This is a genomic window from Occultella glacieicola (assembly GCF_004353825.1).
GTDB lineage: Bacteria > Actinomycetota > Actinomycetes > Actinomycetales > Beutenbergiaceae > Occultella > Occultella glacieicola.
Genome location: NZ_SMNA01000001.1, coordinates 330,788 through 353,626 on the forward strand (window position 1 = coordinate 330,788; position 22,839 = coordinate 353,626).

The following is a 22,839-nucleotide window of genomic DNA, read 5'->3' on the forward strand; positions in this document are numbered from 1 at the left end:
CCTCACGCGGCCGCAACCCGGCCCCCGCACGCGGGGACCGGGCTGGGCGTGAGCGTTCAGGCCAGCCGGTTGCGCTGGGCGTTCTCGGTGTCGAGAAGCCCGTGCAGGTGACCGTCCGTGCCATCGAGGACGAACCCGGGGCGGCTCACCGAGTGGTTCTCGGTGCTCCGCTCATCGGTCCGGGTGCCGCTGTCGTCGGTGACGGCACCGGTGCTCTGCGTGCTCGAGGCGTCGGCGATCTCGGACGCGAAGCCCGAGTCTCCGATCGCGAACGGGAACGCGTAGCCGATCAGGTGCACGGAACTGCTGTCGGAACGGTCGGCGTCACCGGCCGAGGCCGAGGCGTCCGACCGGGTGTCGGTCCAGACCCAGGGCGCTCCGGTGACGTCGCCGGTCTGCCCGACGAACGCGGTGCGGGTGGAGTCCCACACGTGCTCCGTCGAGGTGGCGGTGCCCTCGTCGTCGGCGACGGTCGAGGTGGTGTGCCGCTCGCCGGTGGTGGCGGACTCACCCGCGGTGGTCAGGCCACCGAGGTGGAACGGTGCGCCCGCCACGATCGCGGTGTCGGACGCCGACGCCGAGGCGTCGACACCGTCGACCCCGCCCGCCTGGGTGGCGGCCGAGTCGGTGCTGTTCCAGAGCCCGGCCGCCGGCTCGAGGGCGAGGTCCAGTCCGTCGACGCCGATGGCGTTCGACGACGACTCCGAGACGGCCTCGGAGGTGGTGGCGGTTCGCTCGGAGTTCGTCACGCTCGACTCGGTCTCCCGCTCGGAGGAACGCTCGTCCGCAGCCGCGGCGGTGATCCCCTCGAACGAGATCGGCGACGAGGCCTCGATCGCGGTCTGCGAGGAGGACTCGGCGCCGTCGACGCCGTGCTCGTCACCGGTGGAGGTGGCCGCCGACTCGCGGTCACCGCTCAGGGCGGCGGTCGGGTCGATGTCGAGCTGGCCGACCTCGAGCGCACCACCGGTGGCGGAGGACTCCGACGTCGACTCGGTGGTCGACGCCGTGCCCTCGTCCGTGGTGGTCGCGGCCGACTCCTCGGAGCTGCTCTCCGACTGCTGCGCGCCGGTGACGGTGACGCCGCCGACGCTGATCGGGGCCTGCACCTCGGCGGCGGAACTCAGCGAGTCCTCCGTCGAGGCGCTGTCACCGGCCTCGTCGGACGAGGTCCAGCTCTCGGTGTCGAGCATCGCAGCCGGGTCGACCGCGATCTCGCCGACGTCGATCCCGAGCTCGCTGTGCGAGGAGGACTCCTGCGCACTCGCGGTCTCGATGGTGTCGCCGTTCTCGTCGGTCTGTGACGAGGACTGCTGCTCCGAGGAGTGGTCCTCGGTCTCGATGCCGAGCGACAGTCCGCCCAGCTCGATGGGTGCGGCGATCGAGGACTCGGTGGAACTGTCCTGCTCGTGACTGCCGGTGTCGTCGGCGTACGCGGCGAGCGAGCCGGCGAGCCAGAGCCCGCCCGCCAGTCCCGCGACGCCGAGGCTTCGTTGCATCCAGGTCTTCATGGTCTCTCTTCCGATAGGTGGGCAGCCGACGGTGGCCGGTCCGCCCGGGATGGTGCGCGGCGGTCGCCGGCACCGGGTTCGGAGCGAGAGGGGTCAGTCCGGGGCGAAGCCCGGACGCGTGCTCAGTGGATCTGCGAGGAGGTCGTCCTCGCCACGGTCACCGGCCCCGAGCAGGGCCGGGACGGGAGTGGCTGCCGCCAGCACCGCGTGCTCGGAGGAGGCGTGCACACCGCCGCTGGAGCCGAACGCCGAGGTGGGCGGCAGCGGGGCGGGCAGCGGCCGCGGCTGACCGTCGGCGGGTCCCGGACGGTCACCGGTGGGGGCCGAGCCGGCCGTGGTCCCGACGGTGCCCACGGTGCCCACGGTGCCCACGGTGCCCACGGTGCCCGCGGTGGGCGACGAGGAGGGTGCGACGGCGCCGGCCGGGTCCAGGATGGCGTCGTCCACGGTCGGTGCTGGGCCGGTGTCCGGACCCCCGACGGCGGCCGGGATCGTTCGCGAGGAGTCCTGCGGTGTGTCCGGGGTGCGCGGCGGGCTCGGCGTTGTCGGGCTCCCGGGGACGACTCCCGAGCCGGGCAGCAGCGGGTCGGTGATCGGGGCGATGGCGTCGGTGACCGGGGCGAGTGCCCCCGTGATCGGTTCGACGGCGTCGACGACCGGGCCGAGCGCGGCCGTGATCGGGCGCAGGGCGTCGTTGACCGGCGCCAGAGCCCCGCCGGTGCTGCCGAGCACGGGCTCGACGACGGGAGCGATCGCCTCGACGACCGGCTCGGTGAGCGCGCCGGCCGAGGACGCGACGACGGGTTCGACGATCGTGTCGGTGACCGGCTCGACGACGGTGTCGGTGACCGGCTCGACGACGGTGTCGGTGACCGGCTCGACGACGGCGTCGGTGACGGGTTCGAGGACGGTGTCGGTGACGGGTTCGACGACCGTCTCCGTGACCGGTGGCACGACCGATTCGGCGACTGGTTCGACGACGGGCTCAACGACGGTCTCGGCGACCGGTTCGACGACGGCCTCGGTGACGGGTTCGACGACGGTCTCCGTGACCGGTGCCACGACGGTCTCGGCGACCGGTTCGGCCAGGGTCTCGGCCACGCTGGTGACCGGGTCGGTCACGGGCTGCCCGACCTCCTCGACGAGCCCGCCCAACAGGCCGGCGCCCTCGTCGCCCTCACCGTCGTCCGCGGCGGCCGGTCCGGCGAGGAGTACCCCGACGCCGATCGCCCCGCAGACCAGCAGCAGGCTCCGCAGCAGCAGGCGCAGCCATCGGGCGACGGCGACGTGGTGAGGGCGCGCGGGGGCCCGCTCGGCCATCACTGCCGAGGCCATCGGACCACCTCCCGTCTGGAACACCGACGAACATCCGCACCTCGTCCGTCACCACCCATTCGGAAGCCGGACAGGATCGGATGGGTGCCGATTCCCCGAGGGCATCAGCCGCGCCCGGGCAGGTGGGTGCGCGCGGCCATCCGGGGTCCGCGCCGCGGCGGTGCCACCCCGGCGGCCATCACGAGGCGTTGCACCCGGCCGCGATGCGGACGGAACGGTTCGAGCAGAACGGCCAGTTCGCCGTCGTCCACCGTTCTCCCGGTGAGCGCCCACCCGACGTTACGGGCGACGTGGTAGTCGCCGAAACTCACCGCGTCGGCGTCGCCGAACACGCGCGAGCGCACCTCCGCGCTGGTCCACACGCCCACGCCCGAGAGCGAGAGCAGGGCCCGGTCGGCGTCCGCGGACGAGCCGCGGGCGAGTCGCTCCAGGGACGGCGCGACCCGCGCGGCGGCGACGATCGCGCGCGAGCGGGCCGGGTCGATGCCCAGGTGCAGCCACTCCCAGCTGGGGATCGCCGCGAGCGCGGCCGCCGCGGGCGGCGCCCGCAGACCATGGTTACCGGCGGGGCCGGGCGCGGGTTCGCCGTGGCGCTGGACGAGTCTGCGCCAGGACCCGAACGCCTCCGCCCCGGTGACCTTCTGCTCGATGACCGTCGGGACCAGCGCCTCCAGGACCAGGTGGGTACGGGTCAGGGGCAGGTGCGGGTGCCGACGGGCGAGCGGTGCGAGCGCCGGGTGCGCGGCCGGCTCGAACCCGGTGTCGTCGTCGAACGCGCCGAGCATCGCGGGGACGGCATCGAGGACCCACGCCGCGCCGTCGCCCCAGGCCAGCGCGTGCACCGGTGCGGCCGGCTCGTCCTGCTGCAGCCGGAGCGCCGCGGTCCCCCGGGGCGTGCGCACGCCGCGCCAGTAGGCGCCACCAGGCTCGCGTCGGAAGCACGGGTCGTACGCGCCGCGGCGCAGTGCCGACAGCGTCGGCCCCAGAGGGGTCGCCCGGACCGGCTGCCAGGTGCGCTCCAGCCCGCTCACCTCGCGAGTGTAGGCACGGCTGCCGGGATGATTCCCCCGGGCGGGGGATCCGCCGCCGGCCGGCCGCTGACAGCCTCAAGGTCATGAGCCTCGCCGACCAGTTCCTGCCGACCGCCGAGTTCGCCGAACGGCACGCGACCGTCATCGACGCGCCACGTGACGTCGTCTGGGACGCCCTGATGGCGTTCCGCTTCCGGGACCTGCGCCTCGCCGCCCCACTGTTCGCGGCCCGCGCCGTGATCGGGGTGGCCTTGAACGGACGACGGTACCGGCCGCCGTCGGGCGCGATGTTCCTGCCGCTCGCGCAGGAGGAGGGCCGCGAGCGTGTGCTCGGGCTGCTCGGCCGGTGGTGGCGGTTCGGCGAGGCCGACTCCCGGGCCGACGTCCGCGACGCCCACGACTTCCGCGCGTTCGACGAACCCGGCTACGGCAAGGCGATCATGGCCTTCGAACTGGAGGATGCGGGGCCGGGGCGCACCCGGGTGGTGACCCGGACGCGGATCGTGACGACCGACGCTGCGGCGCATCGGGCGATGGCGCGTTACTGGCTGCTGATCCGCCCGGGCAGCGGGTTCACCCGGCATCTCATGCTGCGGGCGATCGGGCAGCGGGCGCGCGACGCGGCGTAGGCGGCGTCGGCACCGGCCGGCCCGAGGGGTGAGCGGGCCGGACGGAGTGCGGCGCCGACGGCTACGGTGCGGGGCATGGATCCATCGGTGAACACGCGCACCCCCGCGACGGTGCGCTGGGGCATCATCGGCGTCGGCAACGTCACGGAGGTCAAGAGCGGACCCGGCTTCCAGCAGGCCGACGCCTCCGAGCTCGTCGCGGTGATGCGCCGGGACGGCGCCAAGGCCGCGGACTACGCGCGTCGCCACGGTGTGCCCCGCTCCTACGACGACGCCGAGGCCCTGATCCATGACGACGAGGTCGACGCCGTCTACATCGCCACGCCTCCGGACTCGCACCGCGACTACGCGATCGCCGTCCTCGAGGCCGGCAAGCCCGTCTATGTCGAGAAGCCGATGGGCCGCACCACCGTCGAGTGCGAGCAGATGAACGCCGCCGCGCAGCGCGCCGGGCTGCCGCTGTTCGTCGCCTACTACCGGCGCGCCATGCCGCGGTTCGTCACGGTCAAGGACCTGCTCGACGGCGGCGCGATCGGTACGGTGCAGGCCGTCGCCATCCGCAACCAACAGCCGGCGCCGATCGCCGAGGGCGGCGAGATGCCGTGGCGGGTGCGACCGGAGATCTCCGGGGGCGGTCACTTCGTGGATCTTGCGTCCCACACGCTGGACCTGCTCGACCATCTGCTCGGGCCGATCGCGCGGGTCAGCGGGTACGCCGCGAACCGTTCCGGCGCCTACCCGGCGGAGGACCTGGTCAGCGCGGCGTTCGAGTTCTCCTCCGGCGTGGGGGGCACCGGCCTGTGGTGCTACGCCGCCGGGGAGTACCGCGACGAGGTCGAGGTGATCGGGGATGCCGGGTCGCTGACCTTCTCGACGTTCGCGCAGGAGCCGCTGCGACTGTTGCGCGGCGACGTCGAGGAACGGATCGAGGCGCCGTACCCGGCCACCGTGCAACAGCCCCTGATCCAGGCCGTCGTCGACGACCTCACCGGGGTGGGCACCAGCCCGAGCACCGGGACCAGCGCCATCCGCACCGCGCGGATCGTCGACACCCTGCTCGCCTCCTACCGCGCCGAGCACGGGCTGACCTTCGTCTGATGCCCGCTCTCACCGACTTCACCGCGCTCGCCTGGGTGCTGCTCGTGGTCGGGGCGCTCATCGTCGGGCTGTCCAAGGCGGCCCTGCCGGGGGCGAACACGATCACCATCGCGATCTTCGCGGCGCTGCTGCCGCCGAAGGAGTCGACGGCGGTGCTGTTGATCCTGCTCATCGTCGGGGACGTCTTCGCGGTCTGGGCGTACCGGAAACACGCCGACTGGCCGACGTTGAGGCGGCTCGTGCCGACCGTGCTGGTGGGGGTCGCCCTCGGCGTGGTGTTCCTCGCGCTCGCCGGTGATGCGTGGGTGCAGCGGGTGATCGCGGTCATCCTGCTGCTGGTGATCGGGGTGACGCTCGTGCGCCGGGCCGCTGGGCGGCGGGCGGAGATCCGGGCGGCGGCGCGCTCTGCGACCGGGGCCGAGACGGTGGAGGCTGAGCCGGCCGGCTCGCTCGCCCGCCGCCTCCAGACCGGCATCTACGGCACGCTCGGCGGCTTCACCACGATGGTCGCGAACGCCGGCGGGCCCGTGATGTCGATGTACTTCATCGCGTCCCGGTTCTCGGTCAAGCGGTTCCTCGGCACGTCCGCGTGGTTCTTCGCGCTCGTGAACGTGACGAAGGTGCCGTTCCAGGCCGGCCTCGGCCTGATCACGGTCCCCGGGCTGCTGCTGGATCTGCTGCTGATCCCGGCCGTGATCGCAGGGGCCTTCTTCGGCCGGTGGCTGGCACCGCGGATCGACCAGGCGCTGTTCGAGAGGCTGGTCATCGTGCTGACCGTGGCGGGGGCGGTGTACCTGCTCTTCTGAGGATCCGCTCCTGTGAGGCTCGGGTGCGCGATGATGACGCCATGGCCGATCCCGATGAGAACGTCCGGCGACGGATCCGGGCCTCGACCCTCTGGTTCGTCGCCGCGATCCTGACCGCGGCCGCGGCACTGATCGTGTGGGCGCTGACCGTCGGGTTCCCGGTGGTGGGCGACGCCCGGACCGACGCGGTGGCGGTCCAGGGCGAGAGCGGGCGCGAGCTCGTGGTCCGGTACACCGGTGGCAGCCCCGGTTGCGGGGACCCGCACTCGATCGAGGTCGAGGAGACCCAGACCACGGTCACCATCACGACGCTGGTGGTGGCGCCGCACGGGTCCCGGTTCAACTTCGGTTGCGACGACGTCGGGTACGTGATGTACCAGACGATCCGGCTGGAGCGCCCGCTCGCCGAACGCGACGTCATCGATGGTCCGACCGGTGGGGCTGTCGAAGTGGTGGTCGATGTGGCGACGCTGGTGGCGGCGGACTGAACGACCCGCCTCCCGAAGCGTCGGCTCCGGCCCCGCCTCTCCGAGGCGAGATCGCACCTGGCGCACTGACGTCGGACCTCCGCGAGTACGAGATCGACGCGCCCGGTGCTATCTCACGGGCGCTTCCGCGGAAGCGCCCCACCGGTGCCGGCGGGACCCGGGTTCCGGCCCTCGGCGTAGGGTTGCCTGGTGACCGATCCTCGCCGTGGCCCGCTGCGCCTGCTGCGCGCGACCGCGGTGTCGGTGAGCGTCATCGGCCTCGCCCTCGGCGCGCACGTCGGTGCCGGCGGCAGCCTCGGGGACCTGCTCGTGGTGGCCGCCGCCGGGGCGTTCACGATGCTGGTCGCGTTCGTGGCCTGCGGGCGCCGCCTGCGGGCCGTCACCGTGCTGGCGCTCCTCGGCGCCGGTCAGGTTACGCTGCACCACGTGTTCGCGAGCACGGCCGGACTCGGCGCAGTTCCCGGCTGCACCACCGCGGGCGCCCATACCCACGGCGCGGCCCTCGCCGAGGCCATGCAGCACTGCGCACCCGCAGGCGGTGGGCACGCGCTCACCATGACGATGCTCGGCGCCCACCTGCTCGCGACCGTGATCAACGGCGCCCTGCTCTGGCGCGGGGACCGGGCACTGTTCGCGCTCTGGACCTGGTTGACGCCGTTGCTCACGGTGTTGTCCGAGCGGGTCCTCCCGACGCCCGCGGCAGTCGGCCGGGGCCGTCGCAGGTCCCCGACACCGCGACGCCCCGACGGGCGGATCGTCTGGTTGGACCTTGCCCCACGACGGGGACCACCCCTGGCGCGCGCCGCCGCCTGAATCCGCACGCTCACGCGTGCGGCGGGGTCGGTGGCGCGAGCATCAGCGCTTGCGTCCGGGGCTGTACTCCCGGACATCACCGACCGACCCCTGTGAGGTTCACCCATGTCCCTGTCCACAGCCACACTCCCGGCCTCAGCGGCCTCAGCGGCCTCAGCGGCCTCAGCGGCACAGAATGGCACGACCCCGCACCGAGCAGCACCACGCCGAACGGCATCCCGAGCGGCACGGGGCGTGCGCGCCCTGGCGACGATCGCCGTCGCCGGCCTCCTCGGCCTGACCCTTCACGTGAGCGCCGCCCAGGCGCACGACACCCTGGTCTCCTCCGCCCCGGCGGAGGGGGAGACCCTCACCGTGGCCCCCACGGAGGTCCGGCTCACGTTCAACAACGAGATCCTCGACCTGAACGCCGCCATCGTCCTGACCGACCCCGACGGCGCCGTGCTGACCGAGGAGCCGCCGGTCGTCGACGGCGCCGACGTGGCACTGCCAGTGCCCGACGGCGTACCCGCCGGCGTCTGGACGGTCACCTGGCGGGTCGTCTCCTCCGACGGCCACCCGATCTCCGGCACGTACGACTTCACCGTGGACACGCCCGCCGAGGCCACCACGACGCCGGCGCAGCCCACGGAGACCACCGAGCCGACCGAGGCCGTGACCACCGACGACGCCGAGCCCGCCGCGTCGGACGCGCCGTCGGAGTCCGCCTCGCCCGCGGACGAGGATGCGGACGATGGCGGATCCGGACCCGGCGAGATCATCGCCTTCGTGGCCCTCGCCCTGGCCGTGATCGGGGTGGCCGCCGCGCTGGTGGTACGCCGGATGCGGTCGGGAGACCGCCCCTGACCCCAAGCCGTCGCGGGCGGGGCGGCGTAGCCTGGGTGGATGTCACCCTGGCTCGTCGCCCTGCTCGCGCTGGTGGCGCTCGCGGTGATGATCGAGGCGCTGTTGCGCACGGAACGGCGCCCGCGCGACCGCCGCGGTGAGGGCCACGGCGGTGGCACGTTCGGGATCATCGACGAGGTGTTCGCCCCGACCCGGCACGAGGCGCTCCAGGAGTTGGCGCAGCAGCGCGAACTGCCGGCACCATCGCCGACGCCCGCCGACCCGCCGTGGGGGGCGTTCGTCTACGGCGACGACGGTGCGATCGTGGCGGTCGAGGTCACCGGCGACGACCGGTCCGCGGACCGGCGCGGCACCGGTCCGGACACCACGGACCGCAGCGGTATCCACGAGCGCTGAGCACGTGTCCGACCCCGCGGATATGGTTCCGGCGTGACCTTGTTCCTGCACCGCGCGGCCGCCACCGGCGCCCTGGCCGACGGGCTCGCCGACCTCCTTGCGGAGCCCCTGGCCGACCCGTTCGCGCAGGAGGTCGTCGCGGTGCCCGCCAGGGGCGTGGAGCGGTGGTTGGCGCAGCGGCTGTCCCACCGCCTCGGTGTCGGAACACGCGGAGGCGACGGCGTCTGCGCGGGCGTGCGATTCCTCAACCCGCACTCGCTCATCTCGCTGGTGCTCGGCATCGAGCGGGACGACCCCTGGCACCCGGACCAGCTCGCGTGGACCGTGCTGCGGGCCATCGACGAGTCCCTGCACGAACCCTGGGCGGGCCCGCTGGCGACCCACCTCGGGGCGGACGGCACCCTCGACGAGACCGAGCAGGACCTGCGTCGGGGACGCCGGTACGCCGTCGCCCGGCGGCTCGCGGGGCTCCTCTCCGGGTACGCCGTGCAGCGGCCCGCGATCGTCGCCGACTGGCGCACCGGTGGCGGTGGCGACGGGCTCGGCGAGCCACTGCCCGAAGACCTGGCCTGGCAGCCGCACCTGTGGCGGGCCGTCCTCGAACTCGTCGACGCACCGGCGCCGGACCTGCGCCACGCGGAGGTCGTGGCCGCGCTGCAGGCCGGCGGCGCGGACCTGGAACTACCGGGCCGCCTCTCGCTGTTCGGGCACACCCGGATCGCCACCAGCGAGGTCGAGGTCCTGGCCGCGCTCGCCGAGCACCGGGACGTGCACCTCTGGCTGCCGCAGGCCTCGCCGGCCGCGTGGAAGTCGCTGCGGGCGGTCGTCTCGGCCGGACCCGCGCCGCGGATCGAGGACGCCTCGGTCGACCACATCGATCACCCCCTGCTCGCCTCGCTCGGCCGCGATGCACGCGAACTGCAGCGCACCCTGGCCACGGCGTCCGAGCAGGACGAACTGGAGGACGAACTGCTTCCCGACGGCGACGGGTCGCCCGGGCAGCCGCCCTCGCTGCTGCGGTGGTTGCAGCAGGACCTCAAGGCGGACCACGTCCCGACGGCAGCCGAGCGGGCCGCGCGGATCGTCGCGGCCGACGACGTGTCGGTCCAGATCCACGCCTGCCACGGGCGCGGACGCCAGATCCAGGTGCTGCGGGACGTGCTCACCGGCCTCCTCGAGGACCACCCGGAGCTCGAGCCGCGCGACATCCTCGTGATGTGCCCGGACATCGACGCCTACGCGCCGCTCGTGCACGCCGGCTTCGGGCTCGGCGAGGTGGTGCGTGCGGTGCGACCCGACGCGGACGACGCCGGTCACCCGGCCCACCGGCTGCGCGTCATGCTCGCCGACCGGGCGCCCGGCTACACCAACCCGCTGCTCGGCCTCGCCGCGCGCCTGGTCGAGCTGGCCGGCGGTCGGCTGACCGCCGGGGAGGTCCTCGACCTGGCCCGGTCGGCGCCGGTACGGCGCCGGTTCTCCCTCGACGACGACGACCTCGACCGGATCGCGGGCTGGGTCGAGGAGGTCGCGATCCGCTGGGGGCTGGACGCGAACCACCGGGCCACCTACCAGCTCGGCAACTTCACGCAGAACACCTGGCGGACCGGACTCGACCGGGTGCTCACCGGCGCCGCCCTCGACGGGCGGGACACCACCCACCTCGGGCAGACCGTGGCGTTGGACGACCTCGACAGCGGTGACATCGACCTCGCCGGCCGGCTCGCGGAACTGATCGACCGGATCGGCACCACGCTCGGTACCCTGCATGAGTGCCGGGCCGCGGGGGACTGGACCCGCACGTTGCGCGAGGGCGTGCTCGGGCTCGCCGACGTGGCGCCGGCGGACGCCTGGCAGGCCACCCAGCTCGAACGGGAGCTCGCCCGGATCGAGTCCGCCGCCCGACGCGGCACATCCTCGACCGACCTCGCCCTCTCGGACGTGCACACGATGCTCGCCGAACACCTGGCCGGCCGGGCGACCCGGTCGAGCTTCCGGACCGGCACTCTCACCGTGTGCACCATGGTGCCGATGCGGTCGGTGCCACATCGGGTCGTCGCCCTGGTCGGCCTCGACGACGGCGTCTTTCCCCGCACCACCACGCCCGATGGGGACGACGCCCTGTCCCGGAGTCCGGTCACCGGTGAGCGGGACACCCGGGCCGAGGACCGGCAGCTCCTCCTCGATGCTGTCATGGCCGCCGAGAAGGCCCTCATCATCACCTACACCGGTGCCGACGAGCACACCGGTGCCGAACGCCCGCCCGCGGTGCCGCTCGGCGAGTTGCTCGATGCGCTCCACGGGACCGCCACGCGACCCGAGGAGATCCCGCTGGTGCGGCGGCACCCGCTGCAGCCCTACGACGCGCGCAACCTCGGCGGGTCCACCGCCGGTGAGCCCGCGCTGCTCCCGGCGGGGCGGCCGTTCAGTTTCGACCCGAGCGCGCTCGCGGGCGCCAGAGCCCACCTGTCCCGTCCGGCTGGCGGCGGCGTCGCCGTGACGGACGTGACCGGCGTGCTGGTTCCCGAGCCGCTGCCGCCCCTGGGCGGCGAGGACGTCGACCTGGCGAACCTGCAGCGGTTCCTGGCCCAGCCGGCCCAGGCGTTCCTGCGTCAGCGGCTCGGCCTGATCCTGCCCGACGGCCCCGAGGCGGCGTCCGAGGGCATCCCGATCGACCTCGACGGCCTCGAGAAGTGGCAGATCGGCAACCGCATGCTCGACGCGGTCCTCGGCGGCACCCGCCTCGACCAGGCCCGCCGGGAGGAACACTGGCGCGGCAGCGCGCCTCCGGGTGAGCTCGGCAATGCCCTGCTGGCCGACGTCGCCGCGAACGTCGACGGCATCGCCCGCGAGACCCTCGCCCGCCGCGACGGGCCGGCCACGGGCACGGACATCGACATCGAACTCCCGGACGGTCGCCGGCTCACCGGCACGGTCGCGGACCTGTACGGCACTCCGATGCGGGCGATCACCTCGACGTACTCCTCGATCCGCGCGAAGCAGCGCCTTCGGTCCTGGGTCACCGCACTCGTGCTCTCCGCGGCTGGTCATGCCGGCGCGACCAGCCACGTCCTCGGCCAGTTGAGGCTGGGCCGGCGCTCCTACGTCGGGCACTACGAACACGGGCCGGTGGACCAGCAGGTGGCGCTCGCGATCCTGGTCCAGCTGGTCGACCTCTACGACCGCGGCATGGCCGAGCCGCTGCCGCTGCCGATCCAGACCGCGAACGCGTTCGCCCAGACCTTCCGGGCGCAGGGGGGCGACGAGGGCGCCGCCATGGAGGCGGCCGAGAAGAAGTGGAAGACGGTCTCGGGCTGGTACACGAGCGTCGGGGAGCAGGACGATCCTGCCTTCGTCCGGGTCTTCGGTCCGGACGCCGGCCTCTGGGACGTCGCCGGGGAACCCCGCGAGGACGAACACTGGCGCACGGGGGTCGGAACCAGATTCGGCCAGCTCGCACTGCAGCTCTGGGAGCCCGTTCTGGTCCTCGGCGCCGAGAGCGAGGAGCGGTTGTGATCTCCCAGGACTTCTCCATCACGGACCCGCTGCCGTCCGGCACCGTGCTGCTCGAAGCCTCGGCCGGCACGGGCAAGACCTGGACCATCGCGGCGCTCGTGGCCCGCTACGTCGCCGAGGGCCGCGCCCAGCTCACGGAGATGCTCATCATCACCTTCGGCCGGGCCGCGAGCCAGGAACTGCGGGCCCGGGTGCGCGAGCAGCTCGTCCAGGTCGAGCGGGCGCTGCAGCATCCGCAGCCCGCTGCCGGCGCCCCGGGCCCGCTGATCGACCTCCTGCTCGACGTCGATGAGGCCGAGCGGGACCGAAGGCTCGGCCGGGTCCGCCGGGCGCTCACGTCCTTCGACGAGGCCACGATCGCCACCACCCACCAGTTCTGCCACCAGGTGCTGCGCTCCCTCGGCGTGGCCGGGACCTCCGACGCGTCCGCGCAACTGGTCGAGGACCTCGACGAGTTGCTCGTGGAGGTGGTCGACGACCTCTACCTGCGCGGCTTCGTCGGTTCGCGGCAGGCGCCGTTCTTCAGTCGGCGGCAGGCCCTGGATATCGCCCGGGCGGTCGTCGACGACGTCCACGCCGAGTTGCGTCCCGACCCGGACACCGGCGACCGGCGCAGTGAGCCGGTGCGACGGGCGCGGTTCGCCCAGGCCGTCCGCGCCGAGCTCGAACGCCGCAAGCGTCGGCTCCAGGTGATGCACTACAACGACCTGCTCACCCAGCTCGCCGGAGCCCTCGCCGTTCCGGACTCCCTCGCGGCGCAGCGGATGCGTACCCGCTGGAAGGTCGTGCTGGTCGACGAGTTCCAGGACACCGACCCGATCCAGTGGCAGGTCCTCGAGCGCGCCTTCGCGGGCCACGCCACCATGGTTCTCATCGGCGACCCGAAGCAGGCGATCTACGCCTTCCGCGGCGGGGACGTCGTCACCTACCTCAAGGCGGCGGCACACGCGCAGGACAGGCGCACGCTACCGACCAATCACCGCAGCGACGCGCCGGTCGTCGACGCACTCCAGGGCATGCTCCGGGGTGCGGCGCTCGGCGACACCGAGATCGCCGTGGTTCCGGTCCGGGCCCGGAGGCAGGGTTCGCGGCTGCACGGACTGCCGCGCCCGGGACCCGTGCGGCTCAGGCAGGTCCTCAGGAAGCAGCACCTGGGTGGCAGCGCCGCCATCGGCGCCACCCGTGACCACATCTCCCGGGACCTGGCCCTCGACATCGCCGAGCTGCTCGCGTCGGGTGCCACCTTCGACGACGCTCCTGACCTCGACGGTGACCCGCTGCCGCCGCGTCCGATCCAGGCTCGCGACATCGCCGTCCTGGCCCACACGAACCGGGACCTGCTCGCCGCCCAGAAGGAGTTGCGGCGGCTCGGCATCCACGCGGTCAGCGCCGGGGGCGGCAGCGTCCTGCGTAGCCGTGCGGCGCACGACTGGCTCGCCCTGCTCGAGGCGATGGCCGCCCCACACCGGGCCACGCTGACCCGTGCCTCAGCTCTGACCGACCTGGGCGGGATGACCGCCGTCGCCCTGGACGCGGGCGGCGACGACCTCGACGACGAGCTGTCCGCGCGGCACCGGCGCCTCGCCGACGTCTACGACCGGCAGGGCGCCGCGGCGGTCCTCGAGGCCGTGGGGATCGAGGGTCTGTCCGCTCGGACCCTTGCTCACGTGGGTGGGGAGCGCACCCTCACCGACCTGCAACATGTCGGGGAACTCCTGCACGAGACCAGCCAGCAACCCGGCGGTGGCCGGCTGGGGCTCGCCGGTCTGATCGAGTGGCTCCGGGCGCAGATGGCCGACGACGCCGTGCAGGCCTCCGGGGCCCGGACCCGGCGCCTCGACTCCGACGCAGCGGCCGTACAGCTCGTCACCATCCACTCGAGCAAGGGGCTGCAGTACCCGATCGTCTACTGCCCCGCCCTCTTCGACCGCCACGTGGCCAAGACGCCGGACATCCCGCAGTTCCACGAGGCGGACGGGGCGCGCACCCGGTGCCGCGACGTGGGTGGTGAGACCGACAACCAGGGCTGGTCGGACTCCGTCGCCCGGCACAAGGCCGAGGAGGCAGGGGAGGCGCTCCGGTTGCTCTACGTCGCGGTGACCCGGGCCCAGTCCCAGGTGGTGATGTGGTGGTCACCCACCAACAACACGCCGAACTCGGCCCTGCACCGCCTGTTGTTCGGACGGGATCCCGACGGCGTCGCCGTGGTCCCGGACGCGGTCCCCACGCCCCGCTCCGATGACCTCGCCACCGCGAAACTGCGCGCCTGGGCCGACCACGGGGCGTTCGCGCTCGAGGCCGCCGACCACGCCGCGGTCGTCCCCGCGCCCCCGGCCGCGCCGGTGCCGGAGCTCTCGATCCGTGGGCTCGACCGGGCGATCGACACCGGCTGGCGGCGGACCTCCTACACCGCGCTCAGCACCCCGAAGGGTGCCGACGGACCCGAACCCGGCGGTGTGGGCAGCGAGCCCGACCTCACCCCACGTGACGACGAGCCGGACACCCCGCAGCCGGTCCTGACGGCCGAGCCGACCCTGCCCGGGCTCGACACCCTGATCCCCGGGGCGGACGTGCCCTCCCCGATGGCGCACCTCCCGGTCGGTGCGACCTTCGGCTCCCTGGTACACGGTGTGCTCGAACACGCCGACCCACAGGCTCGGGACCTGCGTGCCGAACTGCTGGGGCAGATCCGGGAGCAGCTGGTGTGGTGGCCGGTGGACCTGGAGCCCGAGGACCTGGCCGATGCGCTGGTCGCGGTCTGCGACAGTCCCCTCGGGCCACTCGCTCCCGGGCTCACCCTGCGCGACATCGGCAGCCGGGACCGCCTCTGCGAACTGGACTTCGAGTTGCCGCTGGGCGGCGGGGACGTCCGGGGCGTCGGGCCCCGGGGTCGGTTGGGCGACCTCGCGCCGTTGCTGCGCCGGCACCTGAAGGCAGGCGACCCGGTCCGGGACTGGGCGGACGTCCTCGACTCCCAGCCGATGCTGGCCCAGCAGGAACTGAGCGGCTACCTGACCGGGTCGGTCGACGTCGTGCTCCGCACGAGCGGAACGGCCGGCACCTACCTGGTGGTGGACTACAAGACGAACTGGCTCGGCCCGTTCAACGACCCGGAGCAGCCGCTCACCGCGGCGGCCTACCGCCCCGAGGCGCTGGCGGAGGCGATGGGGCACTCGTCCTACCCGCTGCAGGCCCTCCTGTACGCCGTGGTCGCGCATCGGTTCCTGCGCTGGCGGTTGCGCGACTACGACCCCCGCAAGCACCTCGGCGGCGTCCTCTACCTGTACGTGCGGGGCATGTGTGGACCGCAGACGCCGGTCATCGACTCCGAACCGTGCGGGGTCTTCTCCTGGCGACCGCCGGTCGCGCTCGTGCAGGACGTCTCCGACCTGCTCGACGGCCTCTCGGAAGGTGCGGCATGACCGAGACCACGACGGCACCGCCGCTCGAGCTCTTCGAACCCACCGACGAGCGTGACCGCCGGCTCGCCCGGGACGCGACCGGACTCCTGGGGGCGCTGAACGCGGCGGGCCTGCTGACCGCGCCGGATCTGCACGTGGCCAGGACCCTCGGCCGAGCCGCCGGTGGCATCGAGGTGACGTCCGCGGACGCGGCCCTGGTTGCGGCCGCGCTGGCGACCCGCGCCGTCCGCACCGGATCCGTGGCCGTGGACCTCGCCCAGCTCGACGCGGCGCTGCGCGCCCTCGAGAACCCGCCGGTCCTGCCGTGGGCAAATCCCGACGAGTGGCTCGAGCAGCTACGGGACAGTTCGCTCGTCCGCAAGGGCGCGCTGGTGCTCGAGCACGGGCTGGTCTACCTGCAGCGCTACCACCATCAGGAGGTCCAGGTCGTCGCCGACCTGATGGCGCGGGCTGCGCAGCCGGCGCCGGTCGTCGACGCCGACCTGCTCCAGGCGGGCCTGTCCCGGGTGTTCGGGGACGGCTGGGAGGAACAGCGGGACGCGGCCCGGGTGGCCATCGGCTCCTGGACCAGTGTCCTCACCGGTGGCCCGGGCACGGGCAAGACCAGCACGGTGGCCGGGGTGCTCGCCCTGCTGGCCGAGCAGGCCGAGCCGGGGCGGCCGCTACGGGTCGGGTTGGCCGCCCCGACCGGCAAGGCCGCCGCGCGCATGCAGGAGGCGGTCACGGACGCGCTCGAGCAGATCCTGGCGCGCACCGACGAGCCCGTCACCCGGGCGCTGCTCGAGCCGCTGGCGGGCGTGCGAGCGGTCACCCTGCACCGGCTACTCGGCAGGCGGCCGGACTCCTCGACCCGGTTCCGTCACGACCGCGACCACCACCTGCCCCACGACGTGGTGCTCGTCGACGAGACGTCGATGGTCTCGCTGACCCACATGGCCAGGCTGCTCGAGGCCCTGCGCCCGACGACCCGGCTGATCCTGGTCGGCGACCCTGACCAGCTCGTCTCGGTCGATGCCGGCGCGGTCCTCGCGGACCTCGTCGCCGGCGCCGAGGAGGCCGCCGGGCCCGACCCGGGCCCGGTCGCCGTCGTCCGCTTGCTTACGCCACACCGCTTCGGCCGGACCATCGGCGCCCTGGCGGACGCCGTGCGCCTGGGCGACGGGGACGCCGTCGTCGACGCCCTCCGTGCGGGCGGCCACGACTCCGGGGTGATCTGGGTCGAGGATCCCGACCCGACCCGGGCCCTGCGGCCGATCCTGACCGACCACGCCCTCGCCGTCTACCGGGCCGCCCAGGCCGGTCGCGCCGACGACGCCCTTGACCTGCTCGGAAGGCGCCGGCTCCTGTGTGGCCACCGCGAGGGACCGTGGGGCGTGCGCACCTGGAACCGCCACGTCGAGGACTGGCTCACCGAGGACACCGGGGACGTGCTCTACGACCCCATGTACGTCGGCCGTCCGCTGCTCGTCACCGCCAACGACTACGCGACGGGCGTCCTCAACGGGGACACCGGCGTGGTCGTCGCGACCCGGCGCGCGGACGGTACCCGCGGCCGGGTCGCCGTGATCCGGGGCAGTGCGGGCGACCAGCCGTTCGGTCCGAGCCGCCTCGGCGACGTCGACACGATGCACGCCATGACGATCCACAAGGCGCAGGGCAGCCAGGCCGAGGAGATCACCGTGCTGCTCCCACCGGAGGACTCGCCGCTGCTGACCCGGGAGCTGTTCTACACGGCGATCACCCGGGCCGAGCGCACCGTGCGGGTGGTCGGCAGCGAGGCGGCCGTCCGAGCCGCGATCACACGCCGGGTCCAGCGCGCCAGCGGCCTGCGGCAGCGGCTCGCGACCGGCTGAGTCAGACCGGCGGGCCCAAGGTGCGGCCCAGCGCCTCCAGCACCCGGTCCAACCCGGCCCGGCGCGAGTTCGCTTGGGTGGCGTACAGATGTCCGGCGGCGAGGGTCATCCACAGGTACAGCTCCACCCAGACCGGGTCCAGCCCCGGGTCGATCGAACCGTCGGACTGCCCGCGCCGGACCGTACGGGTCACGGGCTCGCGCGGCAGGGTGTCGCCGCCGGCGGCGACGGACACGGATGGATCGGCCAGGGCCTCGTCGGTGATCAGCGGGTTGTCGGCGAAGAGCAGGGACAGCACCGGGCCGAGCTCGAACAGGTGCTCACAGAGGCGCTCCAACGCGCTCAGACCGGTGCCCGCGCTCAGGTCGGCGGCGACGTGCGCGGCGATGATGCGTCGCGCCCCCTCCGCCTGCACCCGGGCGAGCAGCGAGGCGCGGTCGGAGAAGTGCCGGTACAGGGACGTCCTGCCGACGCCGAGACGGCGTGCCACCTCGCTGAGCGAGGCGGAGGGGTCGGCCGCGAGGATCTCGATCGCGCCGTCGATCATCGCCTGCCGCGAGAGCGCACCGACGCCCTGGGCCGGGTGGTCGGCATCGCGCGTCCTGGTCACCTGTGGAACTCTACCGTACCGGGCTGGTACAGTGCTGTTCCACCACGTGGGAGGGGATCATGGCACGGGACTTCAACGCAATGGACGACTACCACCGACGTCTCGCGGAAGGCGCCGCCGAGGCACCGGAGCCGAGCGCCGCCGTCGGGCCCCGACCGCCGTCGAGCGACGAGCCGGCCACCGTGCTCGCGATGGGCACACAGGACAAGTGGCTGGTCGCGGTGATCGGCGCCGCGCTCGGGGTCGGCGTGGGCTTCCTGCTGCCCTGGCTGGGCACGGTCGCCGCCCGGTACCCGATCCCGTTCGCCGGGCCGATCGAACACCTCAGCTCCTTCGAGGCGCCGGAGCTGATGGTGCTGCGTCCGGTCATCGGTGCCTTGGTCGGTCTCGTCGTGGCCGCGGTCGTGATCTCCGGGAGTCCTCGCATCACCGTCTCCGGCGCCGAGATCCGGATCGTCAAGGGGGACGACGAGCGCCGCATCGAGCGGGCCCAGGTGGCCGGCGTGTACCGGGAGGGCAGCGCGCTGATGATCGACTCCGTCGAGGGCCGGCAGCTGTACAAGGGCGACGTCGAGGCGCCGCGGGTGAAGGTCCGGGATGCGTTCGTCGCCCACGGCTACCCGTGGGAGATGGTGGACGCCAAGGGCTGAGTCACCTCAGGAGTCGGTGGCCGGCCACGCCGCGCGCAGGTCGTCCCACTCCTCGCGGAGCACGCCCATGACGACCGAGTCGTGGACCCCGCCCGACCAGCGCCGTGCCCGGCGGAACCGCCCCTCCTCCACGAAACCGAGTCGGCGGCCGACGCCGATCATGCCCTCGTTGCCCGAGTAGGTGGCGAAATCGAGGCGGAGGGCGTCGGTGGTGTCGAAGAGGTAGGAGGTCCACAGCGCCATCGCCTCGGTGGCCAGGCCGCGGCCCCAGTACGCCTCGTCGTGGATGCCGATGCCGAGGCGCCGCCAGTCGGTCTCGCGGCTCTCCCAGTACCAGCTCACGGCACCCACGAGCGTGTCCTCGGAACGGTCCACCACCGCGAGCATGCCGCGCGGATCGGGGCGAGCCGCCTCCTCGGTCGCCGCCAGCGTGAGGATCCCGACCCGCATCGCCTCCATCGACTCCGCGGTGGGCGCCGCGAAGTACGGGCCGTTCGTCAGGTGCCAGGGGCGCGCCGGGTCCAGCAGTGAACGGACCCGCGGGTCGTCGGCCACGGTCCAGTCCCGCAGTTGCACGCGGGTTCCGGTGATCTCCATCGGTGCCCACCGTAGGACACGGTTCGTCCAGTGCCCGACGGCGGGGCGGGGCGACCCGGTGGGTCGACCGGTGGTTCGCCGCGGCGCGCTTCCGCGGAAGCGTGGGGACCGACATCGCACGTGGCGCCCTGACCTCGCACGACCACACGGTGCGAGGTCAGGGCCTCACGTGCGATCTCACCGCTGAACGCGGGTCGGTCAGCCGCGGCGCTGGTCGGCGACCCGGTCGAGGATCGCCTCACCGACGCGTCCGAAGGTGGCCAGGTCCTGGGCGCTGACGGCGTCGACCACGAGTGTGCGCGCGTGCCGGACGTGACCGGGTGCGGCCGCCTCCACGCGGTCGCGGCCCTCGTCGGTCAGGATCGCGTTCGTGGCCCGGCGGTCGTCGGCACAGGTCTCCCGCCGGACCAGGTCCTGGCGCTCGAGTCGCTGCACCACGTGGGACAGCCGGGACAGCGAGCCGTTCGTGAGTTCCGCGAGGGCGCTCATCCGCAGCACGCCGTCGTCGGACTCGGCGAGCATCGCCAGGACCATGTACTCATAGAAGCTCAGCCCGGCGTCCCGGGTGAGCTGGGCGTCGAGGGCGCCGGGCAGCTTCGTGATCAGGCCCGTGAGCGCGAGCCACGTTGCGCGCTCCTCCTGGGTCAGCCAGTGCGGCTCCGACATCTCCACTCCTTTTGTTTATGGTTCAAGTAATCCTAGTTGCGGTGTGTCATCTGTCAAGGCTCCGCGCAGCGGCGCCGCCGAGGGGTGGCCCCGCGGTCAGCCCTCGTCGGTCTCCCGTCGGAAGATCACGATCAGCACCCGGAGCACGAGAATGACGCTGATGCACAGCAGGGTGCTCCCGAGCACGTGGTAGACCCCGATCTCCGGAGTGACCAGGGGACCGGGGCCGACGGCGAACAGCACGACGGACATGAGGCCCGCGGTCGCTCCCAGGAGCGCCAGCAGCGCCAGGTGCCACAGCCCGGTCACGAACCGCCGGTCCCGTGGGTCGGCCAGCAGCCTGACGCCGAGGGACAGCCGCCCGTGCTCGGCGGCGTCGGCCAACCGGTCCGCCCGGCGGGGCAGCCGTCGCAGGATCGGCAGTGCGGTGGCGAGCTCGTGGGTGACGCTGGCCCGCACCGCGTCCGGAGTGAGTTCCCGGGCGATCCGGCTCGCTCCCGCGGCCCGGGTGGCGCCGAGGAGGTCGTACCCGGGATCGATGCTGGTGACCGTCCCCTCGAGGGTGGCCACAGCCCGGAACACCGCCGCGACCTCCGGTCGGATGCCCAGCCGCTGCGTCGCCACGAGCCGGAACAGCGCCCCGAACGCGGCCGCGCCGTCGGTGCTGCCGGCCGTGGTGAACCGCAGGATGATGATGCCGATCTCCTGCTCCAGGCCGCGTTCGTCGACGTGCTCGGGCCGGTCCACGAGTTCCAGGAGCGCGTCGGTGGCGGCGAGGGAGTCGCCGGAGCCGAGCGCGGCGACGAGCCGGCCGACGTTCGCGCGGGTGACCGATCCGAGCCTGCCCACGGAGCCCAGGTCGAGCATGGCGAGGGTGCCGTCGGCCTCGACGAGCAGGTTCCCCGGGTGCAGGTCCACGTGGAAGATGCCACTGGTCAGCAGCTGCTCGATCACGACGTGCAGGAGGGTGTCGGCGACCTCCCGACGGCGCTCCGCGCCGAGAGCGGCGAGCCGCTCCTCGGCCGCACCGAGGGGGATGCCGGCCATCCGCTCCATGACCAGCACGCGCGGTGTGCACAGGTCCGTCCGCGGGATCGGCACCCGGACCCCCGCGGTTCCCTCGGCGCGCAGGGCGGTCGCGACCGAGAGCATGTTGCCCGACTCGATCGTGAAGTCGAGTTCCTCGGCGAGGGCGTCCGAGAAGCCGTCCACGAGCCCCGGCAGGCCGAAGGTCGCGCCCCATTCGGTTCGGGCCGCGAGGGTGCGGGCCAGCCGGGCGATGATGTCCAGGTCGCGCTCGACCTCCGTGCTGATGCCGGGCCGCTGTGCCTTGACGACCACCTCGGAGCCGTCCAACAAGCGGGCGGCATGGACCTGCGCCACCGACGCGGCGGCCAGGGGCTCGGGGTCGATGGACTCGAACACGTCCGCGATGTCGCGGCCGAGCTCGGACTCCAGCACGCGGCGGACCCGGTCCCAGGGCACCGGCGGCGCGTCGTCCTGCAACGCGGCCAGCTCCGTCGTGAACTCGACCGGCAGCAGGTCGCGCCGGGTCGAGAGCTGCTGCCCGAGCTTGACGAAGGTGACGCCGCCGTCCTCGAGCGCCCGGCGCAGCGACCGGGCCAGGTCGCGCCGCTCCGGGGCGGTCCGCACGCCCCGGTGCACCCGTCCCCGCAGGAACCTGGACAGTCCGTGCTTGGCCAGCACCCTCAGGATGTGCAGGTAGCGACGCGTGCGGGACAGCCGGGTCCGGCCGGACCGCCACAGCTCCAGCGGACCCGGCAGGGACCCGTCCGGGACCAGCGCCTCGATGATCACGAGGATCGCCATCGCCATGATCACCACGAACCCGGACAGGAGCGCGACGTACAGACCCAGCGTGAGCGGGTCCTGGCCCACCTCCGGCGCCGGAAGGATCCACTCGAGCACCGCCGGGCCCAGGGTGCCCGCGATGAAGGCGGCCACGATCGTGCGCAGCAGGCCCATCCGCACGCCCAGCAGCCTGCGCACGAACAGTGCGAAGACGACCACGGAGAAGATCACACTGACGACGGTGAGTGAGCTCCCCAGGAAGTCGATCATGGGCCCGAGTCTCCCGGCAACAGGCGGGCGGCGGCAAACCTCTCAGGGGTGAGTGCAGCGCCGCTCACTCATCCGGAGGAGGGAGGAACCTGACCGAGGTCGTCCCACTCGGCGACCAGGCGGGGCGGGCTGACCAGCCGGTAGGAGGCGTCCACCAGCTCGAACACCTCGTCCCAGTCGACCTGCGCCACCGTGGTGCCGCCCCGAGCGAGGTCCAGCCCGATCCAGCCGTACGCCCCCTCGTACGCGGGCAGGTAGTACCGCTCGTCCTGCTCCAGGGCCGGGCGCTCGGCCTCGTCCGGCAGCACCAGGATCGAGTGGTCGTACCGGACCCGGGTGGCGGCCGGGCCCTTCGTGCCACCTCCGTAGGTGACGAAGATCTTCGCGGTGCGGAACGTCGGCCGGCCGTGGCTGACCCGCTCGGAGACCCCGGGGAACCGGCCACAGATCGCCCGGACCCGGGCCAGGTAGGGGTCATCGTCGTCGAACATCT

The 22,839-nt window shown here is 73.3% G+C and carries 19 protein-coding genes; 11 read left to right on the forward strand and 8 right to left on the reverse strand.

The window, feature by feature from the left end:
* Positions 1 to 56: 56 nt before the first annotated feature.
* From EXU48_RS01470 to EXU48_RS01480, 3 genes are all read right to left on the reverse strand, one after another.
* Entirely contained in the window at positions 57 to 1,511 is a 1,455-nt protein-coding gene (locus tag EXU48_RS01470) for a hypothetical protein (RefSeq protein WP_133105795.1), read from the reverse strand.
* 93 nt (positions 1,512 to 1,604) lie between these two features.
* The gene (locus EXU48_RS01475) at positions 1,605 to 2,846 is read right to left on the reverse strand and encodes a hypothetical protein (protein WP_133105796.1); all 1,242 of its coding nucleotides are present in this window, start codon (positions 2,844 to 2,846) and stop codon (positions 1,605 to 1,607) included.
* A 104-nt stretch (positions 2,847 to 2,950) separates the two neighbouring features.
* The gene (locus EXU48_RS01480) at positions 2,951 to 3,877 is read right to left on the reverse strand and encodes a DNA-3-methyladenine glycosylase family protein (protein WP_133105797.1); all 927 of its coding nucleotides are present in this window, start codon (positions 3,875 to 3,877) and stop codon (positions 2,951 to 2,953) included.
* A gap of 83 nt (positions 3,878 to 3,960) precedes the next feature.
* Here EXU48_RS01480 and EXU48_RS01485 point away from each other — a divergent pair, with 83 nt between their 5' ends.
* The 10 genes from EXU48_RS01485 to recD all read left to right on the forward strand — a co-directional run bounded on the left by EXU48_RS01485 (position 3,961) and on the right by recD (position 17,741).
* Positions 3,961 to 4,506, forward strand: a complete 546-nt coding sequence (locus EXU48_RS01485) for a hypothetical protein (RefSeq protein ID WP_133105798.1) — start codon at positions 3,961 to 3,963, stop codon at positions 4,504 to 4,506.
* A gap of 87 nt (positions 4,507 to 4,593) precedes the next feature.
* Positions 4,594 to 5,604, forward strand: coding sequence for a Gfo/Idh/MocA family protein (locus EXU48_RS01490; RefSeq protein ID WP_207947575.1), 1,011 nt, complete (start codon positions 4,594 to 4,596; stop codon positions 5,602 to 5,604).
* The gene (locus tag EXU48_RS01495) at positions 5,604 to 6,410 is read left to right on the forward strand and encodes a sulfite exporter TauE/SafE family protein (protein ID WP_133105800.1); all 807 of its coding nucleotides are present in this window, start codon (positions 5,604 to 5,606) and stop codon (positions 6,408 to 6,410) included. The genes EXU48_RS01490 and EXU48_RS01495 overlap by 1 nt, the downstream gene beginning before the upstream one ends.
* Positions 6,411 to 6,451: 41 nt before the next feature.
* The gene (locus EXU48_RS01500; protein ID WP_133105801.1) at positions 6,452 to 6,898 is read left to right on the forward strand and encodes a hypothetical protein; all 447 of its coding nucleotides are present in this window, start codon (positions 6,452 to 6,454) and stop codon (positions 6,896 to 6,898) included.
* Between the two features lie 189 nt (positions 6,899 to 7,087).
* The gene (locus EXU48_RS01505) at positions 7,088 to 7,711 is read left to right on the forward strand and encodes a hypothetical protein (protein ID WP_133105802.1); all 624 of its coding nucleotides are present in this window, start codon (positions 7,088 to 7,090) and stop codon (positions 7,709 to 7,711) included.
* A 234-nt stretch (positions 7,712 to 7,945) separates the two neighbouring features.
* Positions 7,946 to 8,557, forward strand: a complete 612-nt coding sequence (locus EXU48_RS01510) for a copper resistance CopC family protein (protein ID WP_165962649.1) — start codon at positions 7,946 to 7,948, stop codon at positions 8,555 to 8,557.
* 39 nt (positions 8,558 to 8,596) lie between these two features.
* Positions 8,597 to 8,953 (forward strand): hypothetical protein, encoded by a 357-nt coding sequence (locus EXU48_RS01515; protein WP_133105804.1) that lies wholly within the window; start codon positions 8,597 to 8,599, stop codon positions 8,951 to 8,953.
* Between the two features lie 33 nt (positions 8,954 to 8,986).
* Positions 8,987 to 12,466 carry an exodeoxyribonuclease V subunit gamma gene (gene recC / locus EXU48_RS01520; protein ID WP_133105805.1) on the forward strand — a complete coding sequence of 1,160 codons (3,480 nt, stop codon included), beginning with the start codon at positions 8,987 to 8,989 and terminating at the stop codon, positions 12,464 to 12,466.
* Complete coding sequence (locus EXU48_RS01525; RefSeq protein WP_207947576.1) at positions 12,463 to 15,888, forward strand: UvrD-helicase domain-containing protein; 3,426 nt, start codon at positions 12,463 to 12,465, stop codon at positions 15,886 to 15,888. Before recC ends, EXU48_RS01525 begins: the two co-directional genes overlap by 4 nt.
* Positions 15,885 to 17,741 (forward strand): exodeoxyribonuclease V subunit alpha, encoded by a 1,857-nt coding sequence (recD, locus tag EXU48_RS01530; protein ID WP_133105806.1) that lies wholly within the window; start codon positions 15,885 to 15,887, stop codon positions 17,739 to 17,741. Before EXU48_RS01525 ends, recD begins: the two co-directional genes overlap by 4 nt.
* A gap of 1 nt (position 17,742) precedes the next feature.
* On the opposite strand, the gene EXU48_RS01535 is transcribed toward recD, so the two are convergent.
* Entirely contained in the window at positions 17,743 to 18,351 is a 609-nt protein-coding gene (locus tag EXU48_RS01535; RefSeq protein WP_133105807.1) for a TetR/AcrR family transcriptional regulator, read from the reverse strand.
* Positions 18,352 to 18,410: 59 nt separating this feature from the next.
* Here EXU48_RS01535 and EXU48_RS01540 point away from each other — a divergent pair, with 59 nt between their 5' ends.
* Positions 18,411 to 19,001 (forward strand): YqeB family protein, encoded by a 591-nt coding sequence (locus EXU48_RS01540; protein WP_133105808.1) that lies wholly within the window; start codon positions 18,411 to 18,413, stop codon positions 18,999 to 19,001.
* 6 nt (positions 19,002 to 19,007) lie between these two features.
* On the opposite strand, the gene EXU48_RS01545 is transcribed toward EXU48_RS01540, so the two are convergent.
* The 4 genes from EXU48_RS01545 to EXU48_RS01560 form a co-directional block, all read right to left on the reverse strand.
* Positions 19,008 to 19,598, reverse strand: a complete 591-nt coding sequence (locus EXU48_RS01545) for a GNAT family N-acetyltransferase (RefSeq protein WP_133105809.1) — start codon at positions 19,596 to 19,598, stop codon at positions 19,008 to 19,010.
* A 198-nt stretch (positions 19,599 to 19,796) separates the two neighbouring features.
* Complete coding sequence (locus tag EXU48_RS01550; RefSeq protein ID WP_133105810.1) at positions 19,797 to 20,264, reverse strand: MarR family winged helix-turn-helix transcriptional regulator; 468 nt, start codon at positions 20,262 to 20,264, stop codon at positions 19,797 to 19,799.
* 96 nt (positions 20,265 to 20,360) lie between these two features.
* Positions 20,361 to 22,346, reverse strand: a complete 1,986-nt coding sequence (locus EXU48_RS01555) for an ABC1 kinase family protein (protein WP_133105811.1) — start codon at positions 22,344 to 22,346, stop codon at positions 20,361 to 20,363.
* A gap of 68 nt (positions 22,347 to 22,414) precedes the next feature.
* Positions 22,415 to 22,837 carry an MmcQ/YjbR family DNA-binding protein gene (locus EXU48_RS01560; protein ID WP_207947577.1) on the reverse strand — a complete coding sequence of 141 codons (423 nt, stop codon included), beginning with the start codon at positions 22,835 to 22,837 and terminating at the stop codon, positions 22,415 to 22,417.
* Between the last annotated feature and the right edge of the window lie 2 nt (positions 22,838 to 22,839).

Bases quoted from the DNA above. Each gene is read 5' to 3' on its own strand.
- EXU48_RS01470 (WP_133105795.1), bottom strand. From the start codon at position 1,511: ATGAAGACCTGGATGCAACGAAGCCTCGGCGTCGCGGGACTGGCGGGC.
- EXU48_RS01475 (WP_133105796.1), bottom strand. From the start codon at position 2,846: ATGGCCTCGGCAGTGATGGCCGAGCGGGCCCCCGCGCGCCCTCACCAC.
- EXU48_RS01485 (WP_133105798.1), top strand. From the start codon at position 3,961: ATGAGCCTCGCCGACCAGTTCCTGCCGACCGCCGAGTTCGCCGAACGG.
- EXU48_RS01495 (WP_133105800.1), top strand. From the start codon at position 5,604: ATGCCCGCTCTCACCGACTTCACCGCGCTCGCCTGGGTGCTGCTCGTG.
- EXU48_RS01500 (WP_133105801.1), top strand. From the start codon at position 6,452: ATGGCCGATCCCGATGAGAACGTCCGGCGACGGATCCGGGCCTCGACC.
- EXU48_RS01515 (WP_133105804.1), top strand. From the start codon at position 8,597: ATGTCACCCTGGCTCGTCGCCCTGCTCGCGCTGGTGGCGCTCGCGGTG.
- recD (WP_133105806.1), top strand. From the start codon at position 15,885: ATGACCGAGACCACGACGGCACCGCCGCTCGAGCTCTTCGAACCCACC.
- EXU48_RS01540 (WP_133105808.1), top strand. From the start codon at position 18,411: ATGGCACGGGACTTCAACGCAATGGACGACTACCACCGACGTCTCGCG.
- EXU48_RS01545 (WP_133105809.1), bottom strand. From the start codon at position 19,598: ATGGAGATCACCGGAACCCGCGTGCAACTGCGGGACTGGACCGTGGCC.
- EXU48_RS01550 (WP_133105810.1), bottom strand. From the start codon at position 20,264: ATGTCGGAGCCGCACTGGCTGACCCAGGAGGAGCGCGCAACGTGGCTC.
- EXU48_RS01555 (WP_133105811.1), bottom strand. From the start codon at position 22,346: ATGATCGACTTCCTGGGGAGCTCACTCACCGTCGTCAGTGTGATCTTC.
- EXU48_RS01560 (WP_207947577.1), bottom strand. From the start codon at position 22,837: ATGTTCGACGACGATGACCCCTACCTGGCCCGGGTCCGGGCGATCTGT.